We start from the raw sequence: 24,547 nt of genomic DNA on the forward strand, positions 1-24,547 counted from the left end.
ATGGGACGATAATGTCATGAATGCTGCCCTTTGGACCGATCCGATTGTTCAGTTTCTCGCTCTCGCCGTTCTCGGCCTGATCCTCAGCCGCCTGGTGCTTCGTGGGCATCCCGTTTGGCGGCTTATTGCCCACATCACCTTCTTGATCGTCCTGACAACGCTCCTGATTTACAACGGCATCGAGCCCTATGCACCCGACACCCACGCTGGTGATGTGTCTCGCCGCATCTTTGTCGGCTTCGCCAAAGCCGTCTGGTGGATCGGCGGAGCGATGGTGCTGATCAGCTCGGTTCGCCTTTTCCTCATTTTTGAGCGCAAGCCACGAGAAGCTCGCCTCCTCCAGGATTTAGTCGTCGGCCTCATCTATCTCGGAACCGCGCTCTCCGTCATTGCCTACGTCTTCAGCGTCCCTGTCGGTACGTTGATTGCCACGTCAGGCGTCTTTGCGATCATCCTGGGCCTTGCACTGCAGAGCACACTGGCCGATGTCTTCTCGGGCATTGCCCTGAACCTGGGGCGACCCTACTCCGTCGGCGACTGGATCGTGCTCGACAGCGGCGTCGAGGGACGTGTCATTGAAACCAACTGGCGGGCCACGCATCTGCTGAGCGGTACGAATGACCTCATCGCAATCCCCAACAGCCAGCTCGCCAAAGCAAACCTCACCAACCTCAGCAGTCCTGACGAGAGTCACGGCATCTCGATCAAAATAAGGGTCGCGCCGGCGCCACCGGCTAGCATCGAGGAGGTCATGCGGACGGTTCTGTTCAGTTCAAACAACATTCTCAAATCGCCCTCTCCTTCGGTGACCATCAAGGGCCTCGATGGCCAGGCGGTGGAAGTGGAGCTGAGTTGCCGGGTGAGAAACATGGCACAGATGCCGATTGCCACCAACGAAATCTACGATCTCATATTCCGCCACTGCAAGGCCGCCGGTTTGGCGCTGGCGGTACCGGTGACAAGCGGAGTCAGCCAAGAACAGAATGCAGCCTATTTGCAGCATCCAAGCACCGCATGGCGCCTGCTAAACGCAATACCGCTCTTTTCACCGCTGACCGAGGATGAGAAAGAAACGCTGGCCGCAAGCATGACGCGACAGACATATCGCAAGGACGCGATCATCGCAGAACAAGGCTCCAAGCTCATGTCCCTGATGTTGATTAGAAGCGGTGTCGTGGCAATATCACGAAAGGAAGGCGATCGGGAGATCGAGCTTATGCGTCTTTCACCAGGCGACTGTTTTGGGGAAGAGGGAATGCTGACAGGCTCGCCATCGCCCGGAAGCGTGAAGGCTCTGACGTTTGTGGTTGCTTATGAAATCACGCAGGAGCGCCTTGCCGCTCTTATGCATGACCGCCCCGCACTAGCCGACGAACTGGGCCTCATTTTATCGCGACGGGTTGAGGCAGAGCGCCTCCAAACAATGGAACCTCTGTCGCGCGGTGAGGAAGCAGCAACATTTGCGGCTCGGATCCGGAAAATTTTCCAGCTATCATAATGCTGGCTCTCGCGGTCGAAAGGTGTTGGACCTTGAAGACAACAATTTGTTGAACCTCGGGCGAGCGCAGCCGCGGCTGCCATTGCACGGTTAATCAATCTCAAACGTGAAAAAATGGCCCGTCGCATTCCTTGTGTCCGGGCAGCCAACGACTGACGATGCAGTCAAATCGCTCCAAAATACCTAGATCGCTTCAGCATCTACGTGCTGCGCTGACTGCCGACGAACTGGACGGCGTGGATCGTCATGGACTGATCGAGCTCTGGCTGGCCAATCTACTATGCAGTGGCCATTCGTGCCTCGTAGCACTTTCTTGGCCACTGTCGCGCTGCGAGCCAACGCCAGAGCGGCGCGAGTCAATGCCTGCTCCTGGCCGTACGTTATGCGCATGGATATCCGGCACAACCGCCCCGTCAGTCGTTATACAGCTAATTTATTTATTTTATAGACTATTATCAAGGTGCTCGTTTCCGGTATTCTGTGAAAAAGCCATCCCGTCAGTAGCTGAAGAAGTCAATTGTCTAGAAAGGACGCGTCGATAACTGTGAAATTGGTATCTGATGAGAAAGCCGCAACGATTTTGCCGCAGGCCAATAGTGAGACCAGAACAGATGGGTCTTTCGCCACGTCCAGTTTCGTACGACTTCCCAAAAAAGGATCGATGTGATGACCGAGAAGAATCCCGCCGACAACTTCCCCGCCGGATATGAAGTACCCAAGGTATGGACCTGGGAGAAAGGCAATGGCGGGCAGTTTGCCAACATCAATAGGCCAATTGCTGGCCCCACTCACGATAAGGTTCTGCCCGTCGGCAAGCATCCCCTGCAGCTCTATTCGCTCGCGACGCCAAATGGTGTCAAAGTGACGGTCATGCTGGAAGAACTGCTCGCACTCGGACACATGGGCGCCGAATACGACGCCTGGCTGATCAAAATCGGCGAAGGCGAGCAGTTCGGATCCGGGTTCGTGGGGGTCAATCCGAACTCAAAGATCCCTGCCCTTCTGGATCGGTCGACGCCCGAGCCCACGCGCGTTTTCGAAAGCGGATCGATCCTGCTCTATCTGGCGAAGAAATTTGATGCCTTCCTTCCGAAAGAGCACAAGGCGCAGACCGAAACGATGAACTGGCTGTTCTGGCAGATGGCATCGGCGCCCTATCTCGGTGGCGGCTTCGGCCATTTCTATGCCTATGCGCCGGTGCAGATCAAATACGCCATCGATCGCTTCTCGATGGAGGTGAAGCGGCAGCTTGATGTGCTCGATCGTCATCTTGCCGGCAACAGGTTCATGGCAGGCGAGGAATATTCGATCGCAGACATCGCCATCTGGCCCTGGTACGGCAACCTCGCGCAGGGCAAGACATACGGCGATGCGGGAAACTTCCTGGATGTGCAGAGCTACCGGAACGTGCAGCGCTGGACGGCCGAGATCGCCGAACGTCCCGCCGTCAAGCGCGGCCGCATGGTCAACCGGATAAACGGCGATCCATCGGAACAGCTCCACGAGCGTCACGACACCTCCGACTTCGAAACGAAGACGCAGGACAAGATCGGCAGCCAAGCCCAAGACCAGCCCGCAGCGCCATGATCAAGCCGCCAGGACGGCCGGTAAGAGGATACGTCGGGCAAGCTCCTGAGAGGCGGAAGATGTGGCCACCTCGACGATCTTCCGGTGGACCGAAAGCAGAGTGGTGGAAAGGCCGAGATAAACAGGAAAGGAGACAACCCCTGTCGCGATCAGCCTGCACCCAGGCAATCTAGCTGGAGGCCATTGCTTGATGGGATGGCCGTCACTTCGAGCGCATCAGATTGACAATAAGTACCCCTAAGATAGCCGTGGCGCCACCAATTGCACCCATCACAGACGGCGTTTCTCCGAGCCAGACGAAGCCGATGAGGGTCGCGGTCGGAGGGACACCATAAAGAAAGTTCGAAGCCCGCGCGGCTGAAAGACGTTTCAGGGCGATCGCCCATGTAACATAGCCGATTGCGGTTGGAAAAATCACCAGATAGGCAACACTCCAGTTGACGATTGCCGGTGCTGCAGCGAGAGCCGAGACGGTCGCAGGGACCGCCGGAAGAAGCGGGACCGAACCAATGAGCAGAACCCACGCGGTCACGGTCAATGCCGGCATGCGGCCGAGAACGGGCTTCTGGAGAACGCTTGCGACCGCAGAGCATAAAGCGGCACCGAGGATCAGGATGGCATTGGGGTCAACGCTCAATTGACCCTCCGCGCCAGCGGCGATCAGCGCGACGCCGCAAAACGAAACGGCCGTACCACCCCAGCCCCAAAACCCAAATCGCTCCCCAAGTGCAAAAGTGGCAATTAGCGCCGTAAACACGGGCATCGTGTTGATGATGAAACTCGCGGGTCCGGCTGGCACCGTCTGCTCGCCGGTATTGAGGAGAACGGCATAAGCAGCGATGAAAAGCACGGCCGCAACCGAAATCCGGATGAGATCTATCTTGCTCGGCGCGGTCCACCGGAATGCCAGGTAGCCTAGAGCCACGAGGCCTGCGGTAACGTATCGGGCAGCAGCCAGCTGGACCGGGGTTAAAGGGCCAAGACAGACACGGATAACAACGAACGAGGAAGCCCAAAAGAATATCGTGACACCGATCGCGAAGAGGGCCGGCAAGTCAAACTTGGTCTTCGCTTCGAAGTCAGCCGCCGTCACAGTCATTTGCGCCTCCGTGGGTTAATGCTACTGAATTAAGCTGTTTAGGGGCGGCTTGAAAAGCACTTCAATCGATGATCTGATGTGCCCATGGTTCACAGCTCCCAAACTCTGCCACCCCTCGATACGCTGGAAGCGTTTGCTAGCGCCGCGCGCCTCGGTTCGTTTTCCGCGGCGGCCGAAGAGAGCGGCATTACCCATGGCGCCGTGTCCCGGCAGATTTCGCGATTGGAACGCTGGTTGGGTGTGCGTTTATTTGCACGCCAGGCGCGGGGTGTCAGCCTTACACCCGAGGGCATGCGGTTCTTTGCTCGAGCCCAGGAGGCCCTTGCTCTACTCAGCGATACCGATGAGCGTTGGATCCCTCGTCGGCACAAGACCACTGTTCGTCTTTCTCTGACACCTTCTGTCGCATCCCTGTGGCTCTTCTCACGGCTACCAAAACTTGAGGGCGACGACATCCATCTCGAGCTGGTTCTCGAACACCGGTTGGCAGATTTTGGCGAAGGGACCGACTTAGCCATCCGATGTGGGAAGGGCCCGTGGGCCGGTGTTCGTGCGGTTCCCCTCTGGCATGAAAAATCGTTTCCAATCGCGGCTCCCGCCCTTGCTGCGAGGATTGGGGCGGACTGCAGTTCGCAAGCATTTCTGACAGCGCCTATCTTGCACGATTCGAATATCGAGGGTTGGCGTCGCTGGTTCGCCGCAGATGGCATCGAGTATCTGCCCCGTGGCCAGGACCGCCGGTTCGAAGATTACAATTTAGTCATCGACGCCTGCGTCCAGGGCGTCGGCATCGCTTTAGCCCGGCCGCCTCTATCGGATGCCGCGCTGGCTTCCGGCCGCCTGGTTCAGCTTTCGCAAAGATGGTTGGAGTATCACGTCTCGTTTCACCTTGTCCGGCCCGATGGTGCCTTGAGTGGGCCGTCGGTGGAACTTGCCCGACGTCTTTTGTACGAAGCGGGCCATGATAAGGCATCGATCGCCGCCTTCACGGCGCCCTCAAGGGCCAGGGCATAGCGCCCAACAGTCCGGCCCCTGGGGCAACACATGCATAACTGCCACCAGCCGCTTGGTGTAATCATGTTGTGGCTGACCGTAAATCGCTGCTCTTGCGCCTTGCTCGACGATTTTCCTTCGATGCATGACTGCCACTCGATCACACACATGTCAGACGAGCGAAAGATGGTGGCTGATAAAGACAAGCGACAGACCCAATTGCTAGCGCAGCAAGGACGCCGAGTCCGTCGTAACGTTGCTTGAATATGCGCGCTTTTCTTCCGCGGATTCGTGGGGCGTTCTCGGGCAATCTGGTCTGTCTGAGGCCCTCTAAGGAGCAGCCGGAGGCGCTGGAGCGCGTTGCGGCGCGGTCTCGCGTCATCACGATCAGTGCAAGGTCGGTATGGCGCCGGTGCTCACCGAGGTCGTCGACGGCATGGGCGAATGCGACTTGTTCGGGGCTCTCAATCTGCGCCCCCGATATCGCACCTTTCGACTTGAGGAGCTCCGCCACCGGCCGGCTGAGTTCGTCGTGTTGAAATCGGGATCAGCACGAGCGGCAGTTCTTTTTTCTCGTTGTCGCGACAGAACAAAAAGCGAATCGCGGAGAAGCGGACGCCAGAGCACATATATTCTATGAAAAACGTAGAGAAAGTTTAATTTGAGCCCGTGTTATTCCGGAGGGTATGATGAAGATCACAAGACGCGCTTTCACTGCGGTGGTGGCAGGTGCCATCGCCACACCTTTGACGCAGGGTAGACTGGCTCATGCTGCTGACAAGGTCGTGCGTATCGGGTACCAGAAATATGGAACTCTCGTGCTTCTCAAGGGCAAAGGGACGTTGGAGAAGAAACTTGAATCCATCGACTACAAGGTTGAATGGACCGAGTTTCCGGGCGGTCCTCAGCTCCTCGAGGCCCTGAACGCCGGTTCCGTCGATTTCGGATCGACCGGCGAAACGCCGCCAATCTTCGCCCAGGCCGCGAACGCTCCGCTTGTCTACATCGCACACGAGCCGCCCGCCCCCCGCGGCGAAGCCATACTTGTCCCAAAGGACAGCCCCATAAAGTCCGTCGCGGAGCTGAAGGGCAAGAAGGTCGCCTTCAACAAAGGCTCGAACGTGCACTACCTGCTCGTCAAGGCGCTCGAAGAAGCCGGCTTGACCTATGAGGACGTGGAACCATCCTTCCTGGCCCCGGCCGATGGCCGCGCAGCCTTCGAAAAGGGCGCGGTGGATGCATGGGTCATCTGGGATCCCTTCCAGGCAGCTGCGGAAGTGGCGGTCGAAGCGCGAGAGCTCAGAAACGGCGAAGGCATCGTTCCCAATCATCAGTTCTATCTCGGCACCAGGGCGCTGGTCGACGGTCACGCCGACGTAATTGATGTCTTAATCGACGCCATTTCCGAGATTGACGAATGGACCAAGTCCGACACCGCGGCTGCGGCTGCCAAGCTTTCGCCGACGGTCGGGATTCCCGAACCTGTCCTCGTCAAGGCCCTCGAGCGCCAATCCTACGGGGTCAAGAGCCTAGACGACACTGTCGTCGCGCAACAGCAGAGCATCGCCGACACCTTTTTCAAGCTCAAGCTCATTCCCAAGGAAGTGACGATTGCGGACGTTGTCCGCAAGGGCAAGGCGTGATGCCGTCGTCAAGATCCCTGAGCTACCGGCGTCAGCGAGAAGGCCAGGGCGCCTTCTCGCATGAGATATGGCCAAGGCGCTGGAAAGACTCCGGGGTGTTGCCCCAATAATTCACCAAGGCGCTCTTTGGGATCACCTGTCCAGGCCTTGTTGTGATGATCGGGGGCCTGGAAATGACATCTTGCGGAGGACGCATGCCGAAATCAGATCTCGATTCGATCTGAGTGAACTGAGCGCGCGCGCTCGGGCCGGTCTTCCATCGCGGAGAGTTTGGCACGAACCGTGAAGAGCTTACGGCCGCTTCCTCGGCGGCAGGAATGCTCATAAATCCGGGCGGCGCAAAAGGTCAGTTGTGCTGGCAGATTGCGGAGCACTGAAGTTCATAGGGTCCATTCTGAAGTGCAGGACCGGACACAGGGATTGCAAGGGCCGCGGGTTCAGTAGCCTTGACGCTATTGCTCGCGGTTAAAACCTTCTCAGCCATTCCTGATTTGAGGCGAGAATGGGAAGCGTAGCGGTCTTTTCTAGAAAGATCTGTCCGCGACCATCGCACGGCTGCCGGCCATTGGCTCCTTCGTCCTCATGGCCGAATGCTCCCAAAAAGAACGACAGAGAGAATCCATGAGCGGGACCATAAAAGCAGAGACGACATGTTTCGCAAGACACCATATATTTAGAAAATTTTATCTATAGAATCTATGGGTTATTCTATTCCATACGCCTGTCGATCTTAACGATGAACCTTCCAGCGTCCCGCCGAATATCGCTCGGGCTAATTCGAACTGCTGACTTTATCCAGATCAACCAGGAGATTTCCATGAGCAATCCAGTTCTCGTCAATCAGATCATTCCCGATTCCGACGTCGTGCCGCTGACCGGTCGCGTCGGAGCCGAAATCAGGGGTATCCGGCTCAGCGGAGATCTTTCGGACGCAACGGTGGCAGCCATCAATCAGCTTCTCCTGAAATACAAGGTCATCTTCTTCCGCGACCAGGGACATCTTGACGATTCCGAACAGGAAGCCTTCGCACGCCGCCTGGGCGACCTCGTGCCTCATCCAACTCAAGGTCCTGTGGCCGGCACGGCTTCCATCCTCAATCTCGATTCCAGCCGCGGCGGCGGCAGGGCCGACCAGTGGCACACCGAGGTCACCTTCGTGGATGCTTATCCGAAATTCTCGGTCCTTCGCGGCGTCGTCATTCCGGCAGCAGGCGGCGATACGATCTGGTCCAATACCCACGCCGCATACGAAAGTCTGCCCGCGTCGCTCAAATCGCTGGCGGATAATTTATGGGCCATTCACAGCAATGCCTACGACTACGCAGCCGTGCGCCCTGGCGCCACCGCTGAAGAGAAGAAGCATTTCGAGGAAGTTTTCACGTCGACCATCTACGAGACCGAGCATCCCGTCGTTCGTGTCCATCCCGAAACCGGCGAGAGATCGCTGCTGCTCGGCAACTTCGTTCAGCGCCTGGTCGGCCTGTCGAAGAGCGACTCCGCTAAACTCTACGAGGTGTTTCAATCCTACGTCACAGCCCCGGAAAATACCGTGCGCTGGCGCTGGAGAACCGGGGATGTCGCGATCTGGGATAACCGCGCGACCCAGCACTACGCGGTCAACGACTACGGCGACCAGCATCGGGTCGTGCGCCGCGCCACCGTTGACGGCGACGTCCCCGTCAGTGTCGACGGTCGCCGCAGCGTAACTCACGTCAAGGCCGCCAAGGCGAAAGCGAAGGCCGCGTGACCGCGGCTGGACATCGAAGCGACCATGAAATTCTAGCGCTGCCGCCGCCTCGCCTGGCTCCGCCTCGGCCGAAGATCGACCACCCGCTAAACTATCCGGCACCGGATTAGACAACAGGAATAGCAGCAAGCAATGACGACATTGAATGAATTTCTCCAACAGAAGCGCGAAGCGCTCCTCGATCGGCGAGCGCGCATCAAAGCGGGCGAACTGGGGGCGGCTGCATTGAAGGCCAGTGCGAGCGCTGAAGGCCGCAGTGGCGTACGGCGTATCAGAATTCGGGATTTTCAGGTTATTTCCGACAGTCCACCCGATTTCGCCGGCTATAATCTGGGGCCATCGTCTCCGGAACTGCTTCTCGGCGCGCTTTCGAGCTGCCTGACCCACACCTTCCTCATCCATGCTTCCGATCAGGGCGTGCCCTTGGATTCCTTGCATGCGGAGGTCTCCGCCACGATCGATCCGCGCGCAGGTGCAGAAGGACATGAAGATATTCCGGTCTATCCCCAGGAGATCAGCTACCTCGTCACGCTGGTATCTCCTGCAAGTCCCGCTGAAATCGCCAGACTGCAGGCAACCGTGGAAAAGCTCTGCCCGATCCTCAATCTCCTGAAACGCGGCAACGAGGTTCGTGGGCAGGTGGACCACCGGCAACCCGGCCATCAGACCGCAGGCGCCGATTGATGGGCGATCGCGTCATTCACCGGCACGTGCTCTTGACTTCGTCTCCTTTGGCGAAACCATTGGAAGGCGGTGACTGCATAGATCTTAAAATTATGCCGCCATTCAAAGTGCTACAGCGCCCCTTTTCGCGGCTGAAAGACGGGCGGCGCTGTCCTAGATTTCAAGTCAGTCGACTATTTCATGAAGGCGGAAGGGAGATTATCGATGAGGCGATTTGTGACACGCGTTGCGATGGTTTGCGGGGTGACAATCTTCTCGGCTATTGCCGTCGCCCGGGCCGACGAGCCGGGGCTTTGGAAGGTTTATAACGACGCCTTCAAGAGCGCTAAATACGTGGATCTCACCCATACGATCACCCCGAAAATCCCAGTTTGGGCAGGTTTCGGCAATTCAACCTTTTCGCCGGCAAAGGCGGGTGCGAATTTGGAAGGCTTCGCCAAGCTGGGCGACGTCTACACCTACGACACGCATGGTTTCGAAGCGACGAGCTACCTGCTGACGACTGATCAGCTCGGCACGCAGCTCGATCCGCCCGCCCATTGGGCGCCGGAATATGCCGCAATCGACGAGCTGCCGGCGACCTTCGCGGTGCGCCCGCTCGTTGTCATCTCCATCGAGGACAAGGTGAAGGTCGATCCCGGCTATCATCTGCAGGTCTCCGACATCAAGGATTTCGAGGCGAAGCACGGAACGATTCCCGAAGGATCAGTTGTCTTCGTCCGCTCTGGCTGGTCAAAGAAATGGCCGGACCCGGCGCTTTCGACCACCACGCCTTTTCCGGGCGTCAGTCTGGATGCGCTGAAATTCCTGCATCTGCAACGCAAGATCCTGTTTCACGGTCATGAGCCGCTCGATACCGACACCACACCGAACCTCGAGGGCGAACATTGGTTGATGCACAACGGTTTTGCACAGGCAGAAGGCGTTGCCAACCTCGATCAGGTCCCGGAAACGGGTGCATTGGTGGCGATCGGTTATCCGAAATTCGGTGGCGGGCTTGGCGGTTACGCCCGCTATATCGCCATCTGCCCCCCGGATTGGCCGCATGGCGTGACTATCGGCTCGGTGCCGGAGGCGCCGCTTGAAAAATTTGACAAGCCTCTTCACTACGATGAAGCGGCAGGCATGCGCGTTCGATAGAACGGGCGGCTACGTCAAGACCGCTTGCCGAGCTCATTTCCTTTGCCGGGTATGCCGATACATAGGAAGATGTCCGCGTCCTGCGGCTTCGATTGCACAATGGCGAGCTCGATGACAATGATCGAGCTCGTTTTGTCGTTTCATCGATCAGCGGTTTCGAGGGCGCGACGACGAATGCACGGTTGCAAACCGGAGCTGCGCGACCCTGTTCCGGCACGACGCTGACGGCAGGCGCCCAATCGAAACGAATTCCTGATACACCAAGGAAAAGTCAGAAGGAGGAACGCATCCATGACCGGTCAACCCGTTGCCACCCGCATCGTTCTTGCATCGCGCCCATCCGGAAGGCCGGTGGCGGCGAATTTTCGGCTCGAGCGGGAGACGGTCCCGGACATCGCCGAGGGCGAGGTTCTTCTCCAGACGCTTTATCTTTCCCTTGATCCCTACATGCGAGGCCGCATGGACGATGCTAAATCCTATGCCAAGCCTGTCGAAATAGGCGACGTGATGGAAGGGGGCACAGTCGCGCGCGTCGTAGGCAGCCGCAACACGGCGTTCAAGACGGGGGATACCGTCCTCTCGCATTCCGGCTGGCAGAGCTATGCGATTTCAGATGGTACGAACTTGCGAAAGCTCGATCCGGAAACCGCGCCGATCACGACGGCACTCGGCATTCTTGGAATGCCCGGTTTCACGGCCTATGCCGGGCTTCGCAATATCGGCAAACCCAAAGCCGGCGAAACGCTTGTTGTTGCCGCAGCGAGCGGCGCGGTTGGTTCGGCGGTGGGGCAGATGGCAAAGATTTACGGTGCGCGTGTTGTCGGAATCGCGGGCGGTCCCAAGAAATGTGAGTATCTCTGCAAAGAGCTCGGCTTCGACGCCGCCATAGATCATCATTCGAACGATTTTCCGGCAGAGCTCGCAGCCGCTTGTCCGAGCGGCATCGATGTTTACTTCGAAAATGTGGGCGGCCACGTCTGGAACGCGGTGTTTCCGCTGCTGAACGACTTCGCGCGCATACCGGTCTGCGGGCTCATCGCGCACTACAACGAGGGATCCTCTGTCTTGAGCGGACGTGATCAGCTTCCTGCGGCAATGCGCGCCATCCTCCGGAAAAGCCTCACCATACGAGGCTTCATACAGCGCGAATTTGCCGATCAGCGTCCTGACTTCTATCACCAGGTTGGAGCGTGGATCTCTGAAGGGCGGCTAAAGTATAAGGAAGATATCGTTGACGGACTTGAAAACGCCCCGGAGGCTTTTCTTGGCCTGCTGGAAGGGAAGAATTTTGGAAAGCTGATCGTGCGCGTCGCTTCCTGAAAATCGCCTCGGCGTCGCAGAAATTCTTCGAGGCAGCGGACGCAACGAAAAAGCGCGAAGAGTCGGTGGGACCGACGACGTTCCGAGCAGATCCCGGGACCGGGGCCGATCCAAGCAGGTGTCGGACCCAGACTAACCCTGGACTAGCCCCGCCTCCACAATAGCAGGACGCGATCGAGAGCAATGATACAGGCGCAAAGCATACAGCCGGCCACATGGCTTTTCGGGGCGCGCTCCTTGCGCGACTTTGGCGATGGCTTCATGGCCATCCTGTTGCCGGTCTATCTGCTCGCTTTGGGATTTTCGCCGCTGCAAGTCGGCATCATCGCGACGGCGTCCCTCTTCGGCTCTGCGCTGTTGACGATCATCATCGGCTTCCTTGGCGCGCATCATGATCTCCGCCGTTTGCTGCTGGCGGCCGCCGGCCTGATGGTTATCACTGGCGCCGTCATGCCAATGATCAACGACTATACGCTGCTACTGGCAGTCGCGTTCGCTGGTACGATCAATCCATCGGCCGGCAGTGTCAGCATCTTCGTACCGCTTGAGCATGCGGTGCTCGCCCGCGAGGTGTCCAGCATCGATCGAACAAAGATGTTCGCCCGCTATAGCCTCGCCGGGGCTCTCGCAAGCGCTGGCGGCGGGCTCGCCGCGGCCCTGCCCGACCTCATGGTGCGATTGGGGATAGTGCAATTGTCCGCCATCAAGCTGATGTTCGTTCTCTATGCGATCGTTGGCGTTCTCGGCGGCCTTCTTTATGCTCGCATACCGCCTCGCCCGATAACGCATCAAGCCGACAAACCGGCCGTACAAGGCCCCTCGCGCAACATTATCCTGAAGCTCGCGGCTCTCTTCAGTCTCGACGCTTTCGCCGGAGGCTTCGTGGTTCAGTCGCTGCTGGCGCTCTGGCTTTTCGAGCGATTTGATCTGTCGCTCTCCGAGGCGGCTGTGTTTTTCTTCTGGACGGGCGTGCTGTCGGCGTTCTCGTTTCCCATCGCCGCATGGCTATCGAAGCGCATTGGCCTCATCAACACCATGGTTTTTACCCACATTCCGTCCAGCATTGCCTTGGCTCTCGCCGCGTTCGCACCAAGTTTGCCGCTGGCTGTCGGTTTGCTCCTCATTCGAGCGGCACTCTCGCAGATGGACGTGCCGACACGCTCCTCCTATGTGATGGCCGTTGTGACGGAGGCAGAGCGAGCCTCGGCCGCAAGCTTCACATCCGTGCCGCGCAGTCTTGCCGCGGCGGCGAGCCCTGCGCTCGCGGGCGCACTTTTTGCTGCGTCCTTCCGAGCCTGGCCACTCCTGATCTGCGCCGGACTGAAAATCACCTACGACCTGCTACTGTTGCTGCAATTCCGACATCTCAAACCGCCTGAGGAACGCTGAAGCTTTCCTTAAATGCTGAGCGCTCCCCCGAGACAACGCAGTTCGGGCCAAAGGATCTGCACTGACTTATCCGAGCCTCGAGTCCAGATGTCGTGAAATGCGGCACAATTATTGAAGGAGAATGCAGCCTAAGACCCTTCATCCAGCCGTGAGCGGGCGACGATTGCACATCGCACCACCGGTAGCGCCCGTGCACCCCATTAGCGATACCAGAAGCTTTCGACGGCGCCGCGCCGGAATTGGAGGGCCGGCGCACCGCGCTGCTCGGCTTTTGGTCAGAGGTATAGATTCGCAAGAGCTCTTTAGTTCTCGCCTCAATGCATCAGAGATTACTTTAGGAGGCTACATCAAGGTCTGGATATCGTGCCGCTGTCGCTGTCGCTGCCGGGAACCCTTGCAACGGCTGGACTGTTTGTGAAGGTAGCTGAAGAAGGCTACTCGTCATGGCTTTGGAAATTGAACGATAGTTCCTCGTCGTGAATGATGGATGGCGCGAAGCAGCCGGTTCAAGGCTTCACATTGTTGATCATCTGGTTGTTCAGTTTGACCTTGGAAAAGCGCGAATTCGCCTCTGCGATCATTCAGCCACGTTGACCATAAAAGGCCTGAGACGCGGCTTCACGCGAAGCGAGTATCACCTCTCTCTATCAAATGCGGACGCCAGGTCGATGGTCGAGGAATTCGCCAAAGGCCCGGGTTTGGAAAAGTGGCGACATGAAGTCGTAATGCAGGGACTTGTTTGGCAGGTCGACGAGTATACGGGTCCCCTCATCGGTCTCGTAACGGCGGACGTTGAACTACCAGCCGAGGACCATCCATTGCCAATTCCCGATTGGGTGGGACGGGAGATCACCGGTGACCCCAGGTATTCCTCAGCTCAGCTTGCCAGCGTTGCCCGCGCGAATGAGACTGCCGCCGGGATCGATTGCCCTTAGAAAGAGGCTTGCAAGCTTGGCGCCTGGACGGAATAACGCTACCGCTCGTACTTGCGTATCAGCAGGTTCCGCAATTCCGCCAAACCAACTTTCCCACCTTCGCTTGCTCCTGAGGCAAGAAGTTCGGCGGCGATGAACGGGTGCCTGCGCACGAGCCGGCGGGCTGCCTTGAGGCAGGCAGCGATCAGGATACGTTCGACAGGTGTTCGGCCGTAGCGATTGATTACCTTGTCAACCCAGTCGCTCTTTTCAAAGTCGGGGGTTGGCTGCGGTTCCGGTGCCGGCGTCGCGGGTACTGCGGGTACTAATGAACCACGCCGGCTCGGGAAGGGCGGTCCTCCGCCTCCTTGGGCTTCTTTGGACGCATCTTTTTTGGCAAAGCATCACGTGCGGAGTCCTTGACAACGGACACAGCAGCCTCTGTCGCACGTGAAATTGCCTCGCCGGCGATCCCCATGGCGCGTGCGCCTTTGCGGGTTCCCGTCTTCGCCGCATCGGTGACTTCCTCGTGATCACCGATGAGAACCCCAGCCGCAGCGCCAGCTCCCGCAGTAATGGCGTTGGCAAGGACCTTACGACCAATGTCGCTGGCGAGCAGAGCCTTGAGTATTGGCGACTTGCGGATAGCTTTCGGGACCTTATAACCGGCAATCGCCTTCGGGACTTTATTTTTGGCCATGATCGTTTTTCTCCTTTGTCCCTGAGAACTGTTAGCCCCCGAAGATCGTTCCACGGCGGTCGGATTGTTCCAATAAGGGGCTCGTTCCCTTTCCCACTCTGCCTCAGATATTCCCGTATACTTCAGCTGAGTGTGCCAAATCATCGTGTTCTGAGTGCTACTATGCGTTTGCTAGCCATGTCGGCAGCATCAACGGTCATCTCGTGAGTTTCGCCGAGTTGGACCCTGGGCTGCGTCGTTCGGCGCCGATAACTGCGTGATCATTGATCGTTGGTGACCTTCGTTTGGGGCGGGCTGGTTGCGCCTCCTACGCCAAGGCTCCTTGCTGGCCGATGCATACCAAGCATGGGAAAAGGGGGACCCTTATTGAAGGGCGGGATCAATTCGGGCTTTGCTACGATGCCCGATAACGGTAGCTGCCTTGCAGTGGCCTTCGATGTGAAAATCGATAATCTCGGCAAGGCGCATGAGAAGCAGGACGACCGATGGCGGCTCCGCCAGCGCCACGCAAAGCCCAAAGTCTCCCTCGCTACTGGTCAGCCAGCTGATAACCCTTTATAGGACCCCCCTCATCTACCTGCTGCTCGCCAAGCTTCGCAGACGCGGCCAAGGAGCAGCTTGCATGAAGATGACCGCCCGTTAGGCCGCAGGACCTTGCGATCACACCCGTCAGAATAAGGCATACCATGAACGCAGCACTCTATACGTCCGTCATCGCCGCCGCCACTGCGACCGGCGTCGTCGTCCGGCCTTTTCGGCTGCCGGAAGCCGTCTGGGCTGGCGCCGGAGCCCTGCTGATTTTGGTTCTTGGCATCATCACACCAGCCGACGTCTGGTCCGGGCTCGCCAAGGGTTTCGACGTCTATCTTTTTCTGGTCGGCATGATGCTGCTATCGGAACTTGCCCGCCGCGAAGGTCTGTTCGACTGGATCGCCGCCATCGCAACATCTTACGCAAAGGGATCCCCGCGACGGCTGTTCGTGCTTGTCTATATCGTCGGTATCGTCGTGACCGCGTTGCTTTCGAACGACGCGACTGCCGTTGTTCTCACACCGGCGGTCTATGCAGCATGTCGCGCGGCCAAAGTTAAAGACCCGCTCCCCTATCTCCTGATCTGCGCGTTCATCGCCAATGCTGCAAGCTTCGTGCTGCCTATTTCCAATCCCGCGAATCTCGTGATCTTCGCGGGCGGTGATATGCCGCCTCTGTCTCGTTGGATGGGCACATTCCTGGTGCCCTCCATCGTGTCGATCCTCGTGACGTTCGTTGCACTCTATTGGACGCAGCGCGTTGCCCTGGCTGATGATGCGATCGCCTTTGATGTCGAACGCCCAAAGCTGACAACATCCGCCAAACTGGCAGGTGGCGGTCTGATTGTTACCGCGGTTTTGCTTTTGGCCGCGTCCGCGATGCATCTGGAGCTCGGTTTGCCCACCTTTGTAGCCGGCGTCCTGACGACCCTGCTCGTACTGGCGCTCGTTCGGCAAAACCCGATCGGCATTGTTCGTGGTGTCAGCTGGAGCGTGCTGCCTCTGGTGGGCGGCTTATTCGTGATCGTCGAGGCAATCAATCATACCGGCGTGACAGCGGCTCTTGCCCAACAGCTAGCGACCATCAGTTCGCAGTCAGATGGTCAGGCTGTAGCAATAGCTGGTCTCGGCGTTGCATTTCTCTCCAACGTCGTTAACAACCTGCCCGCCGGACTGTTTGCCGGAAGCGCCGTTCAGGCGGCGCATGTTTCGGATCGCGTTGCGGGTGCGGTTCTAATCGGTGTGGATCTCGGCCCGAACCTGTCTGTGACAGGTTCGCTCGCTACGATCCTATGGCTGTCGGCTCTTCGCCGGGAGGGACTGACCGTCAGCGCAATCTCATTCTTGAAGGTCGGCGTTGTGGTGATGGTTCCAGCACTCATCTTGTCGCTCGTCGCGCTCTGAATAATTTGCAGGGGATTAGGCGAATGATGGAAAGTCAGGTGGCTACCTATGTGGCCGCTTTCTACGGCCGGGTATCTAACCGTTTCCTCGCTACTATCCGGCTGATCTCCTGGCAGAGCTTTGACATGCTGGTTGGCTTGCCAATGCATCCGATGTTCTTGAACCGGCTCGGAATGATTGACGCATCATACCCTGTCGTGAATAGGAACGGGACATTTCGCTCACTGAGCTTGTCAGCCACCGGAAAGACCATGTCTCCTTGCAAATTCGCGTCAAGGATCGCCCCATCGATGCGGGGCTCGGTTTCGATCAGTGCGAGCGCATCCTCTATAGTCGCAACGGGCCCGACAACGTGTGCGCCTGCGTCAGCGAGGTAGCTACCAAGCTCCATCGCGAGCAAGTACTCATCCTCAACGACCAGAAGGGCGAGATTGCCGAGCTCACCGTCCTTCATCGTCCGCTTTCAAGGATTTGGTCGCTGAAACCGGAATCGCAATCGTGCAATAGGCGCCTTCCGACCTTAAAGTATAACTTGTCTTGGCGCCAAGCTGGTAAGGCAGGGCCTGTTCGATTAGTTCCCGGCCCTGCCCCTTCACGGAGGATCCCTCTGGCGGCATCCTTACGCCGCTTTCCTGCCATTCGATATGAAGCCATGGGCGCCCATCAGGCCCGTCTTCCTTGAGCGACCAGTTGATGGACAACTTGCCGCTCGGCTGTGCCAGGGCACCGTATTTTGTAGCGTTTGTCGCAAGCTCGTGAAGTGCCATCGCCAGCGTCTGGACCGTGGAAGAGCGTAGCCGAACCCCCCGAGGTCCTTCGAGGATGATTTGATCAGCGCTACTATCCACCGCCGAAAGCTCGCCTTCGATCAATTCATCAAAGCTGACGCGATCGTGGTCATTCAGACGAGACAGCAAGCCTTGAGCGCGTGCCAAGGCATCGAGCCGATCTCGAAACCTCTCCCGAAAGTCGTCAAGGTCGCTGCTGGCGCGGGCAGACTTGTCGGCCGTCGAGCGGATGACGCCGATGAGATTTCTGGTCCGATGTTGAAGCTCGGACACGAGCACTTCCTGTCTTGCCTGCATTCCGCGCAAATCATCAACATCGGTGGAGGTACCTAGCCACTCAACAACAGCGCCGGCCGCGTCCCGCACCGGTGTCGCACGGGTGTGGAACCAGCGATAGTTGTTGGAGCCAGCCTGGCGGATCCGGTACTCAACTTCGACCCCACCAGATTCGACGGCCTTGGACCAAGTGCCTTGGGCCAGCTCCCGATCGTCGGGGTGTACTGGCTCAAGCCAACCAAGGCCATGGCTTTCTATTTCGGTTTGGCCGGTATACTTGGTCCACTGCGGGCTCGACCAGGTCCATTTTCCTCCGTCAACAGCCCGCCAGACAAGCTGCGGAATTCCTTCGAGGAGAGCGCGCTGACGCTGTTCAGCAGCCGCAAGTGCCTCCTCCGCAAGCTTCATCTCGGTGATGTCATGGCCGATACCACCAATATGGGCAATCCGCCCGGTTTCATCCCTGATGGGAAAGTCGGTATTTCTCAACCAGCGGATATCACCGTCGGACGGCCTCTGAATACGGTACTCGAAGGTGACCCATTCGCCATTGCGCACCCGCTGCAGGTTTTCGGCCACCCGTTCGCGATCCTCCGGCACGACCAGTTCGAGCCAGCCAACCATATTGTCGCCACGCAGCGCTGCCTCACGATCGAGCCCGTAGATCACTTCGAAGGCTGGCGTCAAATAGGACCACTGAAACGTTTCCGCATCCCGGATCCACAGGATGTCCTGGGACGCCTCGCCGAACTGGCGCAACCGATCCTCGCTTTCGCGCAAAGCCGCCTCGGCGCGCGCGCGATCCGTTATGTCGACGAAGGTGACAACCGTCCCGTCGATCCGATCTTCCACCGTCCGGTACGGCCGCAGACGCATCGAAAACCGCTGGCCGCGTCGGCTCAAAACTTCCCGCTCTATCGGGATAAGATCCTTTAAGACCGTGCGGGCATCAGTCTCGATATCATCGTAATCCAACTGATGAGTGAAGTCTGTGATGGCCCGCCCGATGTCATGGCGAGTGATATTGAACAGTTCCGCAACTGGCGCCGTAAACATCTTGATACGCATTTCAGGATCGAGGAACAGCGTCCCGATTTCGGTCGCCGCCGAGAGATTCTGGAGATCGCTGTGGGCAGCCGAGATGCTCTCGAGTTTGCTCTTCAATTCGGCGTTGACCGTATGAAGTTCCTCGTTGATGGACTGCAGCTCCTCTTTCGATGTTTCCAGCTCCTCGGCGGTCGAGCGATATTCCTCATTCATCGATTGGAGTTCTTCGTTGGCTGCACGAAGCTCTTGAACAACCGCATCATGGCCGCTGCGGCTAACCATCAAGGCTTCCTGTGAAGCCTTCAGCTCCGCATAAACGCGCCTTACTTCGTCGGGCCGTGCGTCAGCTAGCGGCTCGAGCTCGTCGCTTTCCAAAACGACGCCGCCGTCAAGGAAGAAAACCAGCGCCTGGGTCGCCTTCTGAGCGCCAGTTGCAACCGGCGTGACCTGCATTGAAATTCTACGTTTGCCATGGTCGAACGCAACGACAGCCGGTAGCGTGATGCTGGGCTCTCCTTTGTCGAACGCCCGCGATAACGCAATTCCCAGATCCAGACGAAGCTCGGGCCTGACGATGGCTGTGATGGTCTTTGACACCGGCCCGGCTGAGTGGAGGATAAAACGCCCCGCGGTCGGCGACAGATGCAGGATGTTTTGACCATCGTCGACGAGTATGCTCGCAGGGGCACTGTTTTCGAGCGCCGCAACATGAAGGGCGGCTGGCATTGCTGATCGCTCTGGGCTGATCGGCGCTGGCCTATCACTGGTCATCGTTTGCTGCGGAGCCGCAAACTGGGGCAGAATTGGCAGAAGCTGGCTCCCATGCGGGCGAGCGCTGTAAATCCGCGCTTGCCTGTCGACGGGTGCAAAGAGGTCGGCGGCGACGTCGACCGTCTCGGCCGACCCCAAGAAGAGGTATCGTCCGGGCCGCAAGCCGTAATGGAAGATCGAGCATACCTGCGCCTGGAGAGCGCGTTCCAGATATATCAGCAGATTTCGGCATGTGATCAGATCAAGCCGCATAAAGGGAGGCTCTTTCAGCACGCTGTGCTTGGCAAACAACACGCTCTCTCTCACTTCCTTTCGAACGCGGAAATGAGTTCCCTCATCAATGAAGAAACGGGCGAGACGTTCTTCCGACACATCAGCTTCAATCGCTCTTGGATATAGTCCTTCTCTTGCGGTTGCCAGCGCTCCCTCGTCCAGGTCGGTAGCAAAGATCTGGACTGGAATTTTCACATTTTGCCTGGACATCTCTTCGTGGAGAAGAATAGCAATGCTGTAAGCCTCCTCCCCCGTCGCGCAGCCCACCACCCACACCCGTATGCTTTCGTCGCTCTCCGGATTATAGGCCTCGAATAAAGGCTTGATCGCTTGCCTGGCCAGCGCTTCGAAGGCCTGCTCGTCCCGAAAGAAACTCGTCACCGATATCAAGAGATCAGAGAAGAGGTTCTGTGCTTCCTCCGGCGTCGTCAGCAGGTAGTCAGCATAGTCGGCCAGCGTATCCATGCGGCACACCTGCATTCGACGGACAACGCGCCGCATTACGGTCGCCCGCTTGTAAGCGGAAAAATCATGTCCGGTTCGCGCTCGCAACAACGCTACGATGCGCCGCAGATCGTTCGCGGCACCGGCCATATCGAGCGAGCGAACAGCTTCCTTGCTGCGGGCGACCTCGGCCAGTCGCTCCACAAGTCTTGGGATCGGCGCTACGAAATCGACAGCTCCAGTTGCGATCGCGTTTTGCGGCATGGAGTTGAAGCCGGCTTCGGCAGGCTCCTGCACCATGATCACGCCGCCAGCTTCCTTGATCGCGGTAACGCCGATCGCGCCGTCAGCGCCTGCCCCCGACAAAACGATAGCGACCCCGTCACCGCGGGCAGCCGCCACCGAACGGAAGAACATATCGATCGGCGCGCGGCGTCCTCTCGGCGCACTGAATGGCCGCGCGGATATGCTGTCGCCTTCGATCACCAGCTCCCTGTCGGGCGGAATGACAAAAACACAGTTTGGCTTCAGGGTTGGAGTGTCGTCGATTTGATGCACAGGCATCCGCGTGCAAACAGAGAGAATCTCGCTGAGCGAGCTCGGCTCATCCGGCGAAAGATGGACGATGACGACGTAGGCGAGGCCAAGGTCGGCCGGCAGTTGGCGGAACAGGTTCTGCAACGCGGGCACACCGCCGGCCGAGGCCCCGATCGCGCAAATCGGCACGAATGTCTGCTGGACCTGTGATCTGAGTTCCTCGTCTGCCATCTTGATGCCACTCACGTTCTAAAATCGGGTTAGTTCAAATGTCTCGGTCATTATACTCCATTAGTGAATGCGTCGCAGAATTGTTTCCGGCTGATTTATCTCGCACCTCCCTTACCGTCTGCTGAGGGATTTGCTGACCTGCAACGTGCTTGATCGTATTTGAATGAATCCTTCTTCTTCCCCTCGATGATGGAACATCAAAGCAGCTTCCTGGTTCGTTTCTTCTCAGCGAAGGAGAACGACAAATGCCAACAAGCGCACGCGATAACCTGATCGCCTGGCTTCGAGACGCCCACGCAATGGAGGAGCAGGCCGAAACGATGCTGAGTTCCCAGCATAGAAGGCTGGAGAACTATCCCAAGTTGAAGGCCCGCATTGGCCAGCACCTCGCGGAGACGAAGCAACACGCCGCGCTGCTGAAGGGTTGCCTCGAGCGGATGTCCGGCGGCGCTTCGACGATGAAGGACACCGCCGGAAAGCTCACCGCCATTGCGCAAGGGCTGAGCGGCGTCTTCGCCAGCGACGAGGTGGTGAAGGGCTCGCTCGCCAGTTACACCTTCGAGCATATGGAGATCGCCAGCTACCGAATCCTAATCGCCGCCGCCGAATCGCTTGGCGACGCCGAAACGGTTTCCGTGTGCCGGCGCATCCTGGACGACGAGGTCGCAATGGCGAAGTGGCTGGAGGAGCACATCGGTGCCGTCACGCTTCAGTTCCTGAGCAGGGACGAAAGTGACGCCGATGCCAAGCGCTGATGGCGTAGGTACTTAAGGGTCAACTCCTCCAAGACGGCGTATATTTATTCGATGGCTCGACAACACTTTCAGTTCCTGGACCGGATAGATGCTGGTCGTCAGCTTGCAACCAAGCTCGTCAAGCTGAAGCTCGATCGTTCAGTCGTCTATGCCTTGCCACGCGGCGGTGTGCCGGTGGCGCTGGAAATCGCCCGCGCTCTAAACGCTCCGCTCGATTTGATCCTTGTCCGCAAGATTGGCGCGCCGGGCGCGCCTGAGGTCGCGCTGGGCGCCGTTGTGGATGGTGAAAGCCCCGAGACGGTCGTCAACCAAAATGTGCGGCTGGCGAGTGGTGCTGACGATGCCTACCTTGAACGCGCCCGACAGCGCGAACTTGTCGAACTTGAGCGCCGCCGCATGCTGTACCTCGGCAACCGCGCGCGAGTAGACCCCAAGGGTCGCACCGCAATCATTGTCGATGATGGACTTGCCACGGGGGCGACGGCGAAAGCGGCGCTTACTGCCATGAGAGGCCAAGGTGCCACAAAAATCGTTCTCGCCATTCCAGTCGCGCCGCAAGAAACACTTGCCGAGATGCGTCAATATGCCGACGTAGTCGTATGCCTTCATCCCGCCAAAGATTTTTGGGGCGTTAGCTCCTTTTACGAAGATTTCCACCAGCTCACCGACGAAGAGACGATTGGACTTCTGAGGCAGGGACGGACCGAATTCGAGAAAGCCGAGCCGAACCCCAGCAAACGGCAGATTGCTGTCCCGCCACTCGGTCTAGTTGGCGATTTGAGCGTTCCGCCGGAGCCGCGCGGGATTATCCTGTTCGCCCATGGTAGCGGGTCGAGCCGGCTCAGTCCACGGAACATTGCCGTCGCCGACAGCTTGAATGACGCGGGCTTTGCAACCCTTCTCTTGGATCTGCTAACGGCGGATGAGGCAGAAAACCGTCGCAACGTCTTTGACATCCCGCTTCTCGCGGAGCGTTTGCTCGAGGCTTCCATCTGGATTGGTGCTGAGCCGGATATCGCTGATTTGCCGTTAGGCCTGTTCGGAGCAAGCACCGGCGCAGGAGCAGCAATGCTAGCATCGGCGGAGCTTCGGGAGCGGGTATCGGCGATAGTTTCGCGTGGCGGTCGTCCAGATCTGGCTGGGCGACGGCTGACCGAGGTCGAAGCGCCAACGCTATTCATTGTCGGTGGCAATGATGAGCAGGTTCTCGCTTTAAACCGCGAAGCCCTTGCCGCCCTGACCTGCGAAAAACTGTTGAGAGTCGTCCCTGGCGCCACCCATCTGTTCGAGGAGCCAGGCGCGCTTGAGGCGGTGACCGAGATGGCAAGTGCCTGGTTCCAGCATTACCTCACCCCGAAAGCCCTCATCCACGGATCCGCGGCCACAGCAAAGCAGCCAGTATCACAGGCATCGATAACGGAAGTGCTACGGTCCGCCGCCGAGCCTTTGCCTCCGCTGGACGATCCGGCCTTCGCCGACGCCTTCGACCGATTCGGCCAGGCTCATGTAGTGTTGCTCGGTGAAGCGTCGCATGGAACCTCGGAGTTTTACCGAGCGCGCGCTGCCATCACGCGCCGGCTGGTCGAGAAACACGGCTTCACAATTGTCGCAGTCGAAGCTGACTGGCCGGATGCGGCAGCGATCGACCGTTATGTGCGGGGGCGCCCGCATCGGCAGATGAACCCGATGCCGTTTACCCGCTTTCCGACCTGGATGTGGCGCAACCAGGATGTTGATGCCTTTATCGGATATCTGCGCACCCACAATGCCTTGAAACCGCTAGCCGAGAAGGTGGCATTTTATGGCCTCGACCTCTACAACATGACGGCATCGATAGCCGCTGTGCTTGCCTATCTCGATCGCGTCGATCCTGAGGCCGCGAAACTGGCACGTGGGCGATACGCGTGTCTTTCGCCGTGGTCGCGAGAGCCGGCCGCCTATGGCCGCGCATCACTGAGTGAAGGATACGCCCTATGCGAGGGGCCGATAATAAGGATCCTGATCGATCTTTTGCAGAAGGAGCTCCAGTACGCCAGGCAGGATGGCGCGGACTTCTTCGACGCCTTACAGAACGCCCTCCTGGTAGCAGATGCGGAGCGCTATTATCGCGCCATGTACTACGGCGCCCACGAGTCATGGAATCAGCGTGACAAGCACATGTTCAATACGTTGAAGAACATCCTTGAAAAGACAGGCTCAAATAGAAAAGCCGTCGTTTGGGCACATAACTCCCATATCGGAGACGCCCGATTTACCGATATGGGTATGGAGCGGGGTGAACTGAACCTTGGCCAGTTGTGCAGACAGACCTTTGGAAACGATGCAGCCCTGATCGGCTTTGGTACGCATGCCGGTACCGTCGCGGCAGCGTCGGAATGGGACGCACCGATGGAAATCAAGGCCGTCCGACCATCTCGCCACGACAGTTATGAAGCGCTATTCCACGACGCCGGCACCGAGCGTTTCCTTCTGGATCTTCGCGCCGGCAAACATGAAGATCTTCGCCGCGTCATGGCTGAACAACGACTTGAACGCTACATCGGCGTTGTCTATCGGCCCGATACAGAGCGCTGGAGCCATTACAGTTATGCATCGATGCCCGGCCAGTACGATGCGTTTGTGTGGTTCGATCAAACAAGTGCTGTGCTTCCACTGCCGACACAGGTAACCACCGGCGAAGATGAGACTTATCCATTTGGCGTGTGATCTTGCAAGAAAGCGGTCTGACCTTCGGCCACGCGTTCATGAGGCCATCCATGCCGAGATGGCGGTCGATG

Annotated in this window: 17 protein-coding genes; 13 read left to right on the plus strand and 4 right to left on the minus strand. The window is 58.2% G+C overall.

Annotated elements, in window-relative coordinates; all coding sequences use genetic code 11:
• Positions 1 to 16 precede the first annotated feature (16 nt).
• A complete protein-coding gene (locus tag BN77_RS23330) occupies positions 17 to 1,498 on the plus strand; it encodes a cyclic nucleotide-binding domain-containing protein (protein WP_007536674.1) in 1,482 nt (493 codons plus the stop codon).
• 666 nt (positions 1,499 to 2,164) lie between these two features.
• A complete protein-coding gene (gene yghU, locus BN77_RS23335) occupies positions 2,165 to 3,085 on the plus strand; it encodes a glutathione-dependent disulfide-bond oxidoreductase (protein ID WP_007536676.1) in 921 nt (306 codons plus the stop codon).
• A 202-nt stretch (positions 3,086 to 3,287) separates the two neighbouring features.
• Here the strand turns inward: yghU and BN77_RS23340 are convergent, their stop codons facing one another.
• Entirely contained in the window at positions 3,288 to 4,184 is an 897-nt protein-coding gene (locus tag BN77_RS23340) for a DMT family transporter (RefSeq protein ID WP_007536678.1), read from the minus strand.
• A gap of 84 nt (positions 4,185 to 4,268) precedes the next feature.
• Here BN77_RS23340 and BN77_RS23345 point away from each other — a divergent pair, with 84 nt between their 5' ends.
• From BN77_RS23345 to BN77_RS33670, 8 genes are all read left to right on the plus strand, one after another.
• The gene (locus BN77_RS23345; RefSeq protein WP_007536680.1) at positions 4,269 to 5,198 is read left to right on the plus strand and encodes a LysR family transcriptional regulator; all 930 of its coding nucleotides are present in this window, start codon (positions 4,269 to 4,271) and stop codon (positions 5,196 to 5,198) included.
• A 668-nt stretch (positions 5,199 to 5,866) separates the two neighbouring features.
• The gene (locus BN77_RS23350) at positions 5,867 to 6,820 is read left to right on the plus strand and encodes a sulfonate ABC transporter substrate-binding protein (protein WP_007536685.1); all 954 of its coding nucleotides are present in this window, start codon (positions 5,867 to 5,869) and stop codon (positions 6,818 to 6,820) included.
• Positions 6,821 to 7,637: 817 nt separating this feature from the next.
• Complete coding sequence (locus BN77_RS23355) at positions 7,638 to 8,567, plus strand: TauD/TfdA dioxygenase family protein (RefSeq protein ID WP_007536687.1); 930 nt, start codon at positions 7,638 to 7,640, stop codon at positions 8,565 to 8,567.
• Between the two features lie 132 nt (positions 8,568 to 8,699).
• Entirely contained in the window at positions 8,700 to 9,251 is a 552-nt protein-coding gene (locus BN77_RS23360; RefSeq protein WP_007536689.1) for an OsmC family protein, read from the plus strand.
• A gap of 204 nt (positions 9,252 to 9,455) precedes the next feature.
• Positions 9,456 to 10,391, plus strand: a complete 936-nt coding sequence (locus BN77_RS23365) for a cyclase family protein (protein ID WP_007536691.1) — start codon at positions 9,456 to 9,458, stop codon at positions 10,389 to 10,391.
• A gap of 291 nt (positions 10,392 to 10,682) precedes the next feature.
• Positions 10,683 to 11,711 (plus strand): NADP-dependent oxidoreductase, encoded by a 1,029-nt coding sequence (locus BN77_RS23370; RefSeq protein ID WP_007536694.1) that lies wholly within the window; start codon positions 10,683 to 10,685, stop codon positions 11,709 to 11,711.
• 183 nt (positions 11,712 to 11,894) lie between these two features.
• Positions 11,895 to 13,100, plus strand: coding sequence for an MFS transporter (locus tag BN77_RS23375; protein ID WP_007536696.1), 1,206 nt, complete (start codon positions 11,895 to 11,897; stop codon positions 13,098 to 13,100).
• Between the two features lie 725 nt (positions 13,101 to 13,825).
• The gene (locus BN77_RS33670; protein ID WP_157224501.1) at positions 13,826 to 14,035 is read left to right on the plus strand and encodes a CYTH domain-containing protein; all 210 of its coding nucleotides are present in this window, start codon (positions 13,826 to 13,828) and stop codon (positions 14,033 to 14,035) included.
• Between the two features lie 304 nt (positions 14,036 to 14,339).
• On the opposite strand, the gene BN77_RS23385 is transcribed toward BN77_RS33670, so the two are convergent.
• A complete protein-coding gene (locus BN77_RS23385; RefSeq protein WP_007536700.1) occupies positions 14,340 to 14,714 on the minus strand; it encodes a hypothetical protein in 375 nt (124 codons plus the stop codon).
• A 686-nt stretch (positions 14,715 to 15,400) separates the two neighbouring features.
• Here BN77_RS23385 and BN77_RS23390 point away from each other — a divergent pair.
• Positions 15,401 to 16,648: an arsenic transporter gene (locus BN77_RS23390; RefSeq protein ID WP_007536703.1), complete on the plus strand. Its 1,248-nt coding sequence runs from the start codon at positions 15,401 to 15,403 to the stop codon at positions 16,646 to 16,648.
• A 61-nt stretch (positions 16,649 to 16,709) separates the two neighbouring features.
• On the opposite strand, the gene BN77_RS23395 is transcribed toward BN77_RS23390, so the two are convergent.
• Positions 16,710 to 17,102 carry a response regulator gene (locus tag BN77_RS23395; RefSeq protein ID WP_007536706.1) on the minus strand — a complete coding sequence of 131 codons (393 nt, stop codon included), beginning with the start codon at positions 17,100 to 17,102 and terminating at the stop codon, positions 16,710 to 16,712.
• Complete coding sequence (locus BN77_RS23400; protein WP_007536708.1) at positions 17,089 to 21,015, minus strand: chemotaxis protein CheB; 3,927 nt, start codon at positions 21,013 to 21,015, stop codon at positions 17,089 to 17,091. The genes BN77_RS23395 and BN77_RS23400 overlap by 14 nt, the downstream gene beginning before the upstream one ends.
• A 245-nt stretch (positions 21,016 to 21,260) precedes the next feature.
• On the opposite strand from BN77_RS23400, the gene BN77_RS23405 reads away from it, so the two are divergent.
• A complete protein-coding gene (locus BN77_RS23405) occupies positions 21,261 to 21,770 on the plus strand; it encodes a ferritin-like domain-containing protein (protein WP_007536710.1) in 510 nt (169 codons plus the stop codon).
• 51 nt (positions 21,771 to 21,821) lie between these two features.
• Positions 21,822 to 24,476 (plus strand): erythromycin esterase family protein, encoded by a 2,655-nt coding sequence (locus BN77_RS35705; RefSeq protein WP_007536712.1) that lies wholly within the window; start codon positions 21,822 to 21,824, stop codon positions 24,474 to 24,476.
• Positions 24,477 to 24,547 lie beyond the last annotated feature (71 nt).

Origin of the sequence: Rhizobium mesoamericanum STM3625 (assembly GCF_000312665.1) — a bacterium.
Lineage (GTDB): Bacteria > Pseudomonadota > Alphaproteobacteria > Rhizobiales > Rhizobiaceae > Rhizobium > Rhizobium mesoamericanum.